Raw genomic sequence first — 11600 nt, 5'->3', positions numbered from 1 at the left:
TCACCCCCGGCCGTTCGGGAGAGCTTCCGGGGGGAGGGTTGTACGCGCATGGCGGTCTGTCATCCCTGGTTGGTCCGGTGCTGGGGGGCCGCTTCGATGGCCTCGCGCAGAACCTGGCGGTCGTCGAAGGGGCGTACCACTCCGGCGATGTCCTGGCCCTGCTCGTGGCCCTTGCCCAGGATGAGAACGGTGTCGTCGGGGTTGGCTCGGGCGACTGCGGCTGCGATGGCGTCGGCACGCTCCTCCGCGAGGAGGACGGTGCCGCGCTCGTGGGCGGGCACCTCGGCGGCGCCCGCGAGCATGGTGGCGAGGATCGCGAGGGGATCCTCGGAGCGGGGGTTGTCGGAGGTCAGCACGGCGGTGTCGGCGAGCCGGGCCAACGCCGCGCCCATCGGGGCGCGCTTGTGCGGGTCTCGGTCGCCGCCGCAGCCGAGAACGGCGTGAATACGTCCCTCGGTGACCTTGCGCAGGGCTCGCAGAACGGACTCGACGGCGTCCGTCTTGTGCGCGTAGTCGACGACGGCGAGATAGGGCTGGCCCGCGTCGACCCGGTCCAGGCGGCCGGGGACGCCCGGGACGGCGGCCACGCCGTCGGCCGCGGTCTGCGGGTCGATCCCGGCGACGACGAGCGTGGTGATCGCGGCGAGCGCGTTGGCGACGTTGAACGGGCCGGGCAGCGGGGCCTCGGCCCGTACCCGCTGTCCGTCCGGGCCGAGCACGGTGAAGGTCGAGCCGCGCGGGCCGACCTCGACCGCGTCCGCGCGCCAGTCGGCGTCGGGGTGGCCCTCGGCGGAGAAGGTGGTGACCGGGACCTCGGACTCGCCGCGGGCGAGCCGCTGGCCGTACTCGTCGTCGAGGTTGACGACGCCGACGCGGCTGCGGGCCGCGGTGAACAGCTGGGCCTTGGCCTGGAAGTAGTCCTCCATGCCCGAGTGGAACTCCATGTGTTCCGGGCTCAGGTTGTTGAAGACCGCGACGTCGAAGACGCAGCCGTCGACCCGGCCGAGGACCAGGGCGTGGCTGGAGACCTCCATGGCGACCGAGCGGACACCGCGCTCGCGCATGACGGCGAAGAGCGCCTGGAGGTCGGTGGCTTCGGGCGTGGTGCGCTCGGACTTGATCCGCTCGTCGCCGATGCGGGTCTCGACGGTGCCGATCAGGCCGGTGAGCCCGCCGTCGCCGCGCTCGGCGGCGGCCTTGAGCCCGCCCTCCATGAGGTACGCGGTGGTGGTCTTGCCGGAGGTGCCGGTGATGCCGATCTGGAGCAGGTCGCGGCCGGGCTCGCCGTAGATCGTGGCGGCCAGCGCGCCCATCCGTGCGCGCGGGTTGTCGACCGTGAGCACCGGCAGGCCGGTGGTGGCCGCGCGGTCGGCGCCCGTCGGATCGGTCAGTACGGCGACCGCGCCGAGGCCCGCGGCCTGCGCCGCGAAGTCCGCGCCGTGGAAGCGCGCTCCGGGCAGGGCCGCGTAGACGTCGCCGGGGCGTACGGCCCGCGAGTCGTGGGTGATGCCGGTCGCGGCGCCCTGCGGGCCGTCCGCTTCGGCCGCGACGCCCAGCTGACCGGCCAGCTCCGCGAGGGACACGGGCTGGACCTGGGTGGGGCGGGGCGCTCCCGGGTACATTTCGGGGGCGTCCTTCTGGGTGGTTTGGAACTGATCAGCTTGGGGCACGGCGGTGAGCGTACCGGGCGCACCCACTTCGCCGCGAAGTGAGGGGCGTGCGGGGCCGTGGTTCCCCGGCTCGGGGGTGATGGTCGTCACGGGCGGTCCGGCTCACTGACCGGGCTCATACGTCACGGGCAGCCGAGGGGGTTGTTTTCCGGACGGCGGTACCTGCATCGTCTTCAGCGCGAACCGCATGACCTGCTGGTATACCGGCCCGCAGATCTGGCCGCCGAAGTAGCTGCCCTTGGTGGGGTTCTGGATGGCGCAGTAGACCGTGACCCGCGGCTGGTCGGCGGGGGCGAACCCGGCGAACGAGGCCGTATATCCGTGGTAGCGGCCCGTCTTGGGATCCACCCGGTTGGACGTGCCGGTCTTGCCCGCGACGCGGTAGCCGGGGATCTTCGCCTTGCCGCCGGTGCCCCCCTGGTCGTCCACGACGGATTCGAGCATCGTGGACAGGGTCTTGGCGGTCTTCTCGCTGACCACCCGGCTCTTCTCGGGGGCCGGGGCCGGCTGGAAGCGGCCGTCGGGGCCCTTGGTGCCGCGTACGAGGGTGGGGGTGACGCGCTCCCCGCCGTTGGCGATGGTGGAGTACACGGACGCGCCCTGCACGGCGTTGAGGGAGAGCCCCTGGCCGAAGGGGATCGTGTACTGCTGGGAGGCGCTCCAGTCCTTCGGCTTGGCGAGGATTCCGGCGGTCTCGCCGGGGAAGCCGAGCCCGGTCGGCTGTCCGACGCCGAACTTGCGCAGGTAGGAGTAGAGGACCTCGTTGGCCTGTTTCTGGTTCTTGCCGAGCTGCTCGCTGGCGAGGATCGTGCCGAGGTTGCTGGACTTGGCGAGCACCCCGTTGAGGGTCAGGTGCCAGGTCGGGTGGTCGATGTCGTCGGCGAAGGACCGGTCGGCGCGCGGCAGCCGGTTGGGGACCTCCACCTTGGTGGCCGGTGTGGCGACGCCCTCGTCGAGCACGGCCGACATGGTCATCAGCTTGCTGACGCTGCCCGGTTCGAACGCGTCCTCCACGGCGGCGTTGCCCATGGCCGAGGCGCTCGCGTGCGCGAGGTCGTTGGGGTTGTAGCCCGGGGCGTTGGCCATGGCCAGGATCTCGCCGGTGCGGGTGTCCTGCACTATGACGTATCCGCGGTCCGCCTCGGACTTCTTCACCTGCTCGGTGATGGCGCTCTGGGCGGCCCATTGGATGTCCCGGTCGATGGTCAGCTCCACGTCGGAGCCGGGCACGGCGGGCTGTTCCTTGACGTCGGCGGTGGGCACCTGTCGGCCGCCGGACTGGGCGTAGACGAGCTTGCCGTTCTTGCCGGCGAGCTGCTTGTCCAGCTTGGCCTCCACCCCGGCGCCGCCCTTGCCCTCGGTGTTGACGAAGCCCAGTATCCCGGCGGCGAGGTCGCCGCCGGGGTAGACGCGTTTGCTGTGCGGTTCGCGGTTGACCCCGGCCAGGACGTTGGTGCCCTTCGTCTTGACCGCCTTGTCCGCGAGCGCGGCCTTGAGGTCCTTGATCTGGTTCCAGACCTGCGGGGACTGCTGGCGGGCGAGGACCGCGTACTTCGACTTGGGGTTGGCCGTGAGCTTGTGCTCCAGGTCCTTCTCCGACTGGCCCAGGATGGGCGCGAGGAGCGTGGCGGCCTGCCGCGCCGCGTCGGGGATCTCGGCCCGGTCGGGCGTCAGCAGGTCCGGGGCGGCCGTGACGTCGTACGCGTCGATGGTGGTCGCCAGGTCCACGCCGGCCCGGTCGGTGATCGTGCCGCGCTCAGCGGTCAGCGTGACCGGAATGTAGCGGTTGACGTTCGCCTTGGCGGCGTAAGCGCTCGCGTCGACGGCCTGCACCTGGAGGAGGCGGACGACGAACGCGAGGAGGACGAGGGCCATCGCGAGCCCGACGAGCCGCAGCCGGGGGCGCGGGCTGCCGAGCCGGATGGACTGGGGGCCGCCGCGGGGCCGGGCGGGGCGCGAGCCGGGCCGCTTGGCGTTCGGCCGGACCGTCGCGGGGCGTTGCCGCGGGGGGCCGGGGGCGCGGCGGCGGGGGTCCTTGGGGTCGCTCACACGTCACCTGCCGGGAATCGGGGTGGCCTGTACGTCCGTACGGGCCGGGGGCACGGCGTCGTGGCCGGGGGCGGTGTCCAGGGCGGTGGGGGTGCCTGCCGCGGCGGGCGCCGGGGCCTCAAGGGGCACTGGAGCGGTGAGCGGCGCCGGGGCGGTGAGGGGCGCCGGGGGCCGCTGCTGGAGCGGGGCCGAGAAGGAGACGGGCTCGTCGCCCTCGGGCGCCGGGGACGGCGAGCCGTGGACCGTACCGTCCGGGCCGAGGAAGGCCGGGTTGCCGCCGGGCACCATGCCCAGCTCGCGGGCGCGCCGGTCCAGCGCGTCCGGCGCGGAGAGCTTGTCGACGTCCTGTTGCAGTGACTGCTGCTCGTCGGTCAGCTCGGTGGTCCGCTTCTCCAGCCTGCTGAGCTCGAAGGAACCCTGGTTGAGCGAGGAGTTGAGCACCAGGAGGCCGATCAGACCGGAACCGAGCAGCACCACGACGAGCAGGACGAAAGGCGTCCGCTTCGCCCCCGCGGGCCCGGCGGGCAGCAGCCTGGCGAGCCGGGTGCCGGGGCGGCGCGCGGCCGCCGTCACGGGGCCTCCTCGCGGATGCGCTGGGCGGCGCGGAGCCGGGCGGGGGCGGCGCGCCGGTTCTCGGCGACCTCCTCCTCGGTGGGCAGTTCCGCGCCGCGCGTGAGCAGCTTGAGGCGGGGCTGGTAGCGCTCGGGCACGACGGGCAGGCCGGGGGGCGCGGTGTTGGCGGCACCGGCGGCGAAGACCTGCTTGACGATCCGGTCCTCCAGTGACTGGTAGGACAGGACGGCGATCCGGCCGCCGACGGCGAGCGCGCCCACCGCGGCCGGTATGGCTTGCTCCACGCTCGCCAGTTCGCCGTTGACCTCGATGCGCAGCGCCTGGAAGGTGCGCTTGGCGGGGTTGCCGCCGGTCCGCTTGGCCGCCTGTGGCAGCGACTCGCGGATCAGGTCGACGAGTCGGGCGCTGTTGCTGAACGGCTCCTTCTCCCGTTCCCTGACAACGGCGCTGACGATCCGCTTGGCCTGCTTCTCCTCGCCGTACGCGCGCAGGATCCGCACCAGTTCGCCGGGCGGATAGGTGTTGAGGACCTCGGCGGCGCCGATGCCCGTCGTCTGGTCCATGCGCATGTCCAGCGGCGCGTCCTGCGCGTACGCGAACCCGCGGTCCGCCTCGTCCAGCTGCATGGAGGAGACGCCGAGGTCGAAGAGGACGCCCTGGACCCGCGGGATGGCGAGCCCTTCCAGTACGTCGCCGATCTCGTCGTACACGGCGTGCACGAGAGTGGCGCGGTCCCCGTACGGCGCAAGGCGCTCGCCGGCGAGCTCAAGGGCCGCGGGGTCCCGGTCGAGGGCGACGAGCCGGGCCGCGGGGAAGGTCGCGAGCAGCGCCTCACTGTGCCCGCCGAGGCCCAGGGTGCAGTCGACGACGACCGCTCCGGGCTCCGCGAGAGCGGGCGCCAGCACGTCGAGACAGCGCTGGAGCATCACCGGAACATGTCGCGCGTCGCTGGCCATGCGCCCTTCTGAAGGGTTCGGCGCGGGGTTGTGCGTACCGCTGGGTCCCCGCCCGCTCGAAGGGGAAGCGGCCGGTCTGGCGCCGGGGAAGTGACGTCAGGCGACCGGAGCGGGAGGAGGCCGAGCGGTACGTACGCCCCGCGCACGTGGGGTAATCGGATCCAAGGGGAGCGTCACGCCTCCCACTTCGCGCCACTTTAGTCCACTCGTCCCCTCGGTCAACCAACCGGCCAGCGCGTCACGCGACGGCCGGCGACGGCCGCTCTCACCCGTATGGCGGAAGCACCCTCGGCCTTGTGGGTTACCTCACAGGCATCCGTACGACCCGGGTTTATCGCCCCGCACAGAGGCCGGACGATCTGCGGCGGGCTACCTTCGTACACATGTCGATATCTGCGTCTCAGCCGCCGCTCCAGCCCGATGACGGCGCCCACGCCGAGGGAACGGTCACCGACCGCCTGGTCGAAGCCAACGAAAGCTACGCCGCGGCCTTCCGCGACCCGGGCATGGACGCCCGCCCGGTCCTCAAGGTCGCCGTCGTCGCCTGCATGGACGCCCGCCTCGACCTGCACGCCGCGCTGGGCCTGGAGCTCGGCGACTGCCACACCATACGCAACGCCGGCGGTGTGGTCACCGACGACACCATCCGCTCCCTGACGATCAGCCAGCGCGCGCTGGGCACCCGCTCGGTCGTGCTGATCCACCACACCGGCTGCGGCCTGCTGGGTCTGACCGAGGACTTCCGGCATGATCTGGAGGCCGAGGTCGGTCAGCGCCCGTCGTGGGCGGTGGAGGCGTTCAAGGATCTCGACAGCGACGTGCGGCAGTCGATGCAGCGCGTGCGCACCTCGCCGTTCCTGCCGCACACCGAGGATGTCCGGGGCTTCGTCTTCGATGTGACGACGGGTCTGCTCCGGGAGATCGACGCGCGGGGCTGACCCGGAGAATCGACGTGCGGTGGCCGAGCCCGGAAGATCGACGCGCGGTGGCCGAGCCCGGAAGCCGGGAGATCGACGCGCGGTGGCCGGCCCCGGAACGACCACAAGAACGGCCACCGGAACGACCACCGGAGCGACCGCGGGACCGGCCGCGGCAGAGAGTTATCCACAGGCGGTGACGGGATGCCGCCGGGACGGGAAGAATACGTACGTGGCCCTGCCCTCCGCCGGTGCGGAGGGCAGGGGCCACGCTTTCGGGGTGGGCCGGTCCGTACGGAGGACCAGGGCTTTGAGAACGGGCCGAGGAGGGCCGGGTGACGACCTATGACGAGCGAGCGAGCCTCAGCGATCTGACCACCACGGCGGAGCGCATCCGCAGGTCGGTGGAGGGCGTGATCGAGGGCAAGCCGGAGGTCGTACGGCTTTCGCTGACGGTGCTGATGGCCGAGGGCCATCTGCTGATCGAGGACGTGCCGGGGGTGGGCAAGACGATGCTCGCCAAGGCGCTGGCGCGGTCCATCGACTGTTCGGTGCGGCGTATCCAGTTCACGCCGGACCTGCTGCCGTCCGACATCACGGGCGTGAGCGTCTACGACCAGCAGCGGCGGGACTTCGAGTTCAAGCCGGGCGCGATCTTCGCCCAGATCGTGATCGGCGACGAGATCAACCGCGCCTCGCCCAAGACCCAGTCGGCGCTGCTGGAGTCGATGGAGGAGCGGCAGGTGACCATCGACGGGCAGACGTACCAGCTGCCGAGCCCGTTCATGGTGGTGGCCACGCAGAACCCGGTCGAGATGGAGGGCACGTATCCGCTGCCGGAGGCGCAGCGCGACCGGTTCATGGCGCGGGTGTCGATCGGCTACCCGAGCCCGGAGGCCGAGCTCCAGATGCTGGACGTGCACGGCGGGGCGTCGCCGCTGGACGACCTCCAGCCGGTGGCGCACGCGCACGAGATCGTCAAGCTCGTCGACGCGGTCCGCACCGTGCACGTGGCCGACTCCGTCCGGCGGTACGCCGTGGACCTGGTCACCGCCACCCGGCAGCACCCGGACCTCAGACTCGGTGCGTCGCCGCGCGCGACGCTGCATCTGCTGCGGGCCGCCAAGGCCGCGGCGGCGCTGGACGGCCGGGAGTTCGCGCTCCCCGACGACGTGCAGGCGCTCGCCGTCGCGGTGCTCGCGCACCGGCTGCTGCCGACCGCGCAGGCCCAGCTCAATCGGCGCACGGCCGAGCAGGTCGTGGCCGACATCCTGCAGGGCACCCCGGTGCCCACCGCCGAGCGCCGGGGTGCGCCCCCGATGCCGCCGGTGCCCCCGGCGTACGGCGGGCAGCCGCCGGGTTCCCGGCGGCTGTGATGCCGGCCGGGGGGAATGGAGAGGCGGATACGGGCGACGGCGGTGGCCTGCGGTCGGCGCTCGCCGGGCTGACCACCCGCGGCCGGTCGTTCCTCGCGGCGGGCGTGGCCGCCGCGGTGTGCTCGTATGTGCTGGGCCAGTCCGATCTGCTGCGGGTCGGGCTGCTGCTGGCCGTGCTGCCGCTGGTGTGCGTGGGCGTGCTGCACCGCACCCGGCACCGGGTCGCGGGCAGCCGTCGGCTGTCGCCCGCCCGGGTGCCGGCCGCCGCCGAGGCGCGCGTGCATCTGCGGATCGACAGCGTCTCGCGGCTCCCCACCGGTCTGCTGATGCTCCAGGACCGGGTGCCGTACGTGCTCGGTCCGCGCCCGCGCTTCGTGCTGGACCGGGTGGAGGCGGGCGGGCGGCGCGAGGTGTCCTACCGGGTCCGCTCCGACCTGCGGGGGCGCTATCCGCTGGGACCGTTGCAGCTGAGGCTGACCGACCCGTTCGGCATGTGCGAGCTGACCCGCGCCTTCAGTACGTACGACACGCTGACCGTCGTGCCGCGCGTCGAGGCGCTGCCGCCGGTGCGCCTCGCGGGCGAGGCCGCCGGGTACGGCGACGGGCGGCTGCGCTCGGTCGCGCTGGCCGGCGAGGACGACGTCATCCCCCGCGAGTACCGCCACGGCGACGATCTGCGCCGGGTGCACTGGCGCTCCACCGCCCGCTACGGCGAGCTGATGGTGCGCCGCGAGGAGCAGCCTCAGCGCGCCCACTGCACGGTGCTGCTGGACACCCGCGGCATCGCCTTCGAAGGCGCGGGGCCCGACTCCGCCTTCGAGTGGGCGGTCTCCGCCGTGGCCTCGACGGCCGTGCACCTGCTGGAGCGGGGCTTCTCGGTGCGACTGCTGACCGACACCGGCGACTCGATCCCGGGCCCCGACGGCATGGGCGGGTACGCGGGCTCCTCCCATGACTCCGCGGACGCGGCGGGGCTGGTCCTGGACACCCTGGCCGTGGTGGACCACTCCGAAGGCGAGGGGCTGTCCCCCGCCTACGACGCGCTGCGGGGCGGCGGCGAGGGGCTGCTGGTCGCGTTCTTCGGCAATCTCGACGAGGAGCAGGCCGCGCTGGCCGGCCGGATGCGGCAGCGCAGCGGCGCGGCGGTCGCCTTCCTCCTCGACTCGCCATCCTGGGCGCGGGACGTGCGCGGGGCCGACGCCGAGGAGCTGGAGGACCGGCTGCGGGTGCTGCGCGAGGCCGGGTGGACGGCCCTGCCCGTGCCGCCGGGAGCGGCGCTGGCCGCCCTGTGGCGCCAGGCGGACCAGCAGCGCGCCCGTACGAACGGGCCCTCGAAGCAGGGCGGCACGGCGGCGGGGGGCTGGTCATGAGTGGACGCGCACGGCTCACGGTGTGCGCGGCGGTGGCGACGCTGGCTTCGGCGTGCGCCCTGCTGCCGCTGGTCGACCACGTGGCGTGGTTCCTCCAAGCCGCGCTGCTCGTGTTGATCCAGAGCTCGGTGGGCGCGCTGGCCCGCCGGGTGCCGCTGGCGCGGGCGCTGACCGTGCTGGTTCAGGCGGTGGTCGCACTGCTGCTGATCACCTTGATCTTCGCTCAGAGCGAGGCGATCGGGGGGCTGCTGCCCGGCCCGGACGTCTTCCACGAGTTCGGACAGCTGCTGCGCGAAGGAGCCGACGACGTCGGGCGGTACGCCATACCGGCACCGACGACCGAGGGCATCAGGCTGCTGCTGGTCGGCGGCGTGCTGATGGTGGGGCTGGCGGTGGACGCGCTCGCCGTCACCTACCGCAGCGCGGCGCCCGCCGGACTGCCGCTCCTCGCCCTGTACTCGGTCGCGGCGGGGCTGGCCAAGGGCGGCGCCGACTGGCTGTGGTTCCTGGCGGCGGCCGGCGGCTTCCTGCTGCTGCTCCTCGCCGAGGGACGGGAGCGGCTCTCCCAGTGGGGCCGGGTCTTCGCCGGGGGCGGCGCGCGGCGCCCCACGGGTCCGGGCGGCACGCTGGGCCCGGCGCCGGGCGCGGTCGGCCCCGCTCTCGCCCCGGTCCGTACGGGGCGGCGGATCGGCGCGCTGGCGCTCGGCATCGCCCTGGCGGTGCCGGCGGTGCTGCCCGCGATGGACGACGGCCTGCTGGGGTCCCGGGGAGGCGGTGGGCAGGATTCCGACAACGGGACGATCTCGGCGGTGAACCCGCTGGTCTCGCTCCAGAACAGCCTCAATCAGCCCGAGAACCACGAGGTGCTGCGGTACCGCACCTCGACCAGCGACACCCAGAACATGTATCTGCGGATCGTCGCCCTCGACCAGTTCGACGGCTCGTCCTGGAAGGCGTCGGAGCGGCACATCACCGACGTGCCGGACCCGCTGCCCACCCCGTCCGGGCTCTCTCCCGGCGTGCGCACGGACACCGTCAACACCTCTGTCGTGGCCGCCGAGACGTACGGCCAGACCTACCTGCCGCTCCCCTACCCGGCCACCCGGGTGTCGGTCGGCGGGCGCTGGCGGTTCGAGCCCGAGGGGCGGACCCTGGTCGGCGACCACGGGCAGACCACCCGGGGTTCGCGCTACCAGGTGTCGAGCCTCCTGGTGGAGCCGACGGGCTCCCAGCTGGCGGCGGCGCCCCCGCCGTCGAAGCGGTTCCTGGACGAGTACACGAAGGTGCCGGACTCGCTGCCGTCGGTGGTAAGCGACCAGGCGAAGAAGGTGACGGCGGGAGCCGCCACCGCGTATGCGCGGGCCGTGAAGCTCCAGGACTGGTTCTCCACGACCGGCGGCTTCCGGTACAACACCGAGGTGCGGTCGGGCAGCGGCAGCGGCGCCATCGCCAAGTTCCTCCACGACAAGGAGGGGTTCTGCGTCCACTTCTCGTTCTCGATGGCGGCGATGGCGCGGACGCTGGGCATCCCGGCGCGCGTCGCGGTCGGCTTCACACCGGGGACCCCGCAGGTGGACGGCACCATGTCGGTCGGCTCCAAGGACGCGCACGCGTGGCCCGAGCTGTACTTCGAGGGGGTGGGCTGGACCCGGTTCGAGCCCACGCCCAGCCGGGGCTCGCAGCCCGAGTACACGATCGCGCAGACGCCGTCCGGCTCGGACCCCAGCAGCCCGTCTCCGACGCCCAGCCGCTCCGCGGCCCCGTCGGCGGGGGCGTCGGCCGCCGAGAGCTGCCCGCCGCAGGCGAAGCGGCTCGGGGAGTGCGGAGCCGTGGCGCAGCAGCCGAGCGGCGGCTCGGGGGACGGCGGCCGGTCGGCGAGCGTGATCGTGGGCGGCTCCGCGGGTCTGCTGGCACTGCTGGCTCTGGCGCTGCCACTGCTGTGGCGGACGCGGGTACGGGCCCGGCGGCTCGGGGAGTCGGGCGGCCGCACCCCGCGGGACGGGGCGGAGCGGACGCTCGCGGCCTGGCGGGAGCTCATCGACTCCGGCTGGGACTACGGCGTGCCGCCGGACGATTCGCAGACCCCGCGGAAGGCGGCGGCCCGGATCGTACGGCTCGGCGGGCTGGACACCACCGCGGCGGAGGCGGTGCACCGGGTGGCCGCGGCGGTCGAGCAGGTGCTGTACGCGCCGCGACCGCGGCCGGTGAGCGGCCTGGCGGGCGATGTGGAGCGGGTGCGGGCCGGACTGCGGGCCTCGGCCGGACGGGCCGGGCGGCTGCGCGGGCTGCTGGCACCGCGCTCGGCCGTGCGCGTCGTGTGGTCGCTCTCGCGGCGGTGGACGACCGCGGCCGCGCGGGTCCGGGCCGGGCGGCTCGGTTCGCTCACGCGCCGGGCGGCGACGGCACTGCGCTTCTCACGGCAGCGGGCGTGAGGACGGCCGGGCGCGCGTGGGTCGGTGAGCGCGGGGCTCCGTGACTCTGCCGCGGCCCGGCGTGGAGACCCGACGTGGAGAGGGGCCGGGGGCCGGAGGGGGCGCTCCGGCCTCCAGCCCCCGAAGCCCCGACCCCAGCCCTGGCCCCCTATACGGAGCAACGCGCGGGGGGGGGGGGGGGGGGGGGGGGGGGGGGGGGGGGGGGGGGGGGGGGGGGGGGGGGGGGGGGGGGGGGGGGGGGGGGGGGGGGGGGGGGG

Annotated in this window: 8 protein-coding genes; 4 read left to right on the top strand and 4 right to left on the bottom strand. The window is 73.8% G+C overall.

Annotated elements, in window-relative coordinates:
• Positions 1–59: 59 nt before the first annotated feature.
• Genes AC07AB_RS16120 through rsmH form a run of 4 tightly spaced genes read right to left on the bottom strand, consistent with a single transcriptional unit; the run spans position 60 to position 5248 of the window.
• Complete coding sequence (locus AC07AB_RS16120) at positions 60–1760, bottom strand: UDP-N-acetylmuramoyl-L-alanyl-D-glutamate--2,6-diaminopimelate ligase (RefSeq protein ID WP_478566356.1); 1701 nt, start codon at positions 1758–1760, stop codon at positions 60–62.
• Positions 1761–1772: 12 nt separating this feature from the next.
• Positions 1773–3719, bottom strand: coding sequence for a peptidoglycan D,D-transpeptidase FtsI family protein (locus tag AC07AB_RS16115; protein ID WP_478566353.1), 1947 nt, complete (start codon positions 3717–3719; stop codon positions 1773–1775).
• A gap of 3 nt (positions 3720–3722) precedes the next feature.
• Positions 3723–4292, bottom strand: a complete 570-nt coding sequence (gene ftsL / locus AC07AB_RS16110) for a cell division protein FtsL (RefSeq protein ID WP_478566350.1) — start codon at positions 4290–4292, stop codon at positions 3723–3725.
• Complete coding sequence (rsmH, locus tag AC07AB_RS16105; protein WP_478566347.1) at positions 4289–5248, bottom strand: 16S rRNA (cytosine(1402)-N(4))-methyltransferase RsmH; 960 nt, start codon at positions 5246–5248, stop codon at positions 4289–4291. The genes ftsL and rsmH overlap by 4 nt, the downstream gene beginning before the upstream one ends.
• A gap of 383 nt (positions 5249–5631) precedes the next feature.
• On the opposite strand from rsmH, the gene AC07AB_RS16100 reads away from it, so the two are divergent.
• The 4 genes from AC07AB_RS16100 (at position 5632) to AC07AB_RS16085 (ending at position 11343) form a co-directional block, all read left to right on the top strand.
• On the top strand, positions 5632–6186 hold the full coding sequence (locus AC07AB_RS16100; RefSeq protein ID WP_478566344.1) for a beta-class carbonic anhydrase: 555 nt from the start codon (positions 5632–5634) through the stop codon (positions 6184–6186).
• 314 nt (positions 6187–6500) lie between these two features.
• Entirely contained in the window at positions 6501–7541 is a 1041-nt protein-coding gene (locus tag AC07AB_RS16095; RefSeq protein ID WP_478566341.1) for an AAA family ATPase, read from the top strand.
• Positions 7541–8911 (top strand): DUF58 domain-containing protein, encoded by a 1371-nt coding sequence (locus AC07AB_RS16090; RefSeq protein ID WP_478566338.1) that lies wholly within the window; start codon positions 7541–7543, stop codon positions 8909–8911. The genes AC07AB_RS16095 and AC07AB_RS16090 overlap by 1 nt, the downstream gene beginning before the upstream one ends.
• Positions 8908–11343: a transglutaminase TgpA family protein gene (locus AC07AB_RS16085; protein WP_478566335.1), complete on the top strand. Its 2436-nt coding sequence runs from the start codon at positions 8908–8910 to the stop codon at positions 11341–11343. The genes AC07AB_RS16090 and AC07AB_RS16085 overlap by 4 nt, the downstream gene beginning before the upstream one ends.
• Positions 11344–11600: the final 257 nt, after the last annotated feature.

It is taken from the genome of Streptomyces sp. NPDC044033 (assembly GCF_056434425.1).
The sequence above is the reverse complement of the archived record's forward strand: the minus strand, read 5'-3'. Positions and strand labels throughout refer to the sequence as shown.

Bases quoted from the DNA above. Each gene is read 5' to 3' on its own strand.
- rsmH (WP_478566347.1), bottom strand. From the start codon at position 5,248: ATGGCCAGCGACGCGCGACATGTTCCGGTGATGCTCCAGCGCTGTCTC.
- AC07AB_RS16100 (WP_478566344.1), top strand. From the start codon at position 5,632: ATGTCGATATCTGCGTCTCAGCCGCCGCTCCAGCCCGATGACGGCGCC.
- AC07AB_RS16090 (WP_478566338.1), top strand. From the start codon at position 7,541: ATGCCGGCCGGGGGGAATGGAGAGGCGGATACGGGCGACGGCGGTGGC.
- AC07AB_RS16085 (WP_478566335.1), top strand. From the start codon at position 8,908: ATGAGTGGACGCGCACGGCTCACGGTGTGCGCGGCGGTGGCGACGCTG.